Raw genomic sequence first — 1338 nt, forward strand, 5'->3', positions numbered from 1 at the left:
ATTTATTTTAAAAGCTCATTTTCAATTGATGAATAAATTTTTTTCATCATAGAATTAAATTCATTAGTGCTATTCATGTAGTTTGTTACAAGGGGATCATTGAAAAAATTAATATATTCTTTATCAAGTTTGGAGATTCTTTTATTTGCATCATCAATTTTATACCTAGAATAAATTTGATTTTTTTTATTTAAATAAGCATCTAGATGTCTTTTTAAAGATTTATTTTTTTCTAGTTCCTCTTTATATCTATCCATTGTTTTAAACTCTCTAGTACCTTTAATATAATAAGCAAGTTCTTTAGCTTTTTGATTTATATCCATAAAAATATCCTCCTTTAGTTCTATATTATATTTTATAAACTTAAAGAAGGATATAGAATAAAATTCCACTAATATTTAGATTTTTTTATCAATTGAAGTTAAATCATTTAAAAACATTTCAAACATAACGCCTTGATTTCTATCCTTTTCGTATTTAGAAGTATAAGAGACACATTTGTATATAAAGTCAGATGCTGTTTTTACTGCAAAATCTAAATCGTAATTATTAGTTATAAGCCCACAGACTATTGAAACAAAAATGTCGCCAGTGCCACTGTAAGAACATTTATTATATTTAAGCCCATATGTAAAAGATTTATTAGTTTTTCTATCATAAGATAAGTTATAAATTTTTTCGTTCCTAATTATACCTGTAATAATTACTTTCTCAGGACCTAGATTGCTTAAATCCTTAGCTATACTTATAATTTCTTCTTCACTAAAGTCTTTTTGAAATTCTTTATTTAACAATAAACATGCTTCAGTTATATTTGGTGTAATTAAATTTGAATGAATAACCAAATCTTTCATTTTACTACATGTTTTTTCGTTGAAAATAGGATAAAGTACACCATCATCACCAAGAACTGGATCAACAATAACAAATGATTCAGGGTTTTCTTTTATAAAATTACTGACAATATCTATTTGATCTATAGAACCTAAGAATCCGCTATATATAGTATTTATTTCTAAATTTAAATTTTTCCAAGTGCGTGAGTATTTTTTCATTTCTTCAGTTAAATCTAAAAAGGTATATTCACTAAAACCCGTTTGACTTGATAAAATAGCTGTAGGAAATGGACAGCATTGCACCTTTAAAGCTGATAATATGGGAATTGCTACAGTAAGAGAACATTTTCCAATACCGGATAAATCATTTATAGCAGCTACTTTTTTTAACATTTATGAACCTCCATTTTAAAACATTAAAATTATAATATAATTTTATATTACTATAAAAAATAAAAAATTGTTAAGCTTTTTTAGATTGATTGGAAAATATAAAGTGAGA

At 24.4% G+C, this 1338-nt stretch carries 2 protein-coding genes; both read right to left on the reverse strand.

Annotated features, from left to right (window positions below; genetic code table 11):
* Positions 1–2 precede the first annotated feature (2 nt).
* A complete protein-coding gene (locus NSA58_RS20280) occupies positions 3–323 on the reverse strand; it encodes a YlbF family regulator (RefSeq protein WP_039678648.1) in 321 nt (106 codons plus the stop codon).
* Positions 324–398: 75 nt separating this feature from the next.
* Positions 399–1229 (reverse strand): pyridoxamine kinase, encoded by an 831-nt coding sequence (locus tag NSA58_RS20285; RefSeq protein WP_074078646.1) that lies wholly within the window; start codon positions 1227–1229, stop codon positions 399–401.
* Positions 1230–1338: the final 109 nt, after the last annotated feature.

The sequence above is a fragment of the Terrisporobacter muris genome (genome assembly GCF_024621905.1).
Lineage (GTDB): Bacteria > Bacillota > Clostridia > Peptostreptococcales > Peptostreptococcaceae > Terrisporobacter > Terrisporobacter muris.

Coding starts and splice junctions, on each gene's coding strand:
- NSA58_RS20280 (WP_039678648.1), bottom strand. CDS start 323: ATGGATATAAATCAAAAAGCTAAAGAACTTGCTTATTATATTAAAGGT.
- NSA58_RS20285 (WP_074078646.1), bottom strand. CDS start 1,229: ATGTTAAAAAAAGTAGCTGCTATAAATGATTTATCCGGTATTGGAAAA.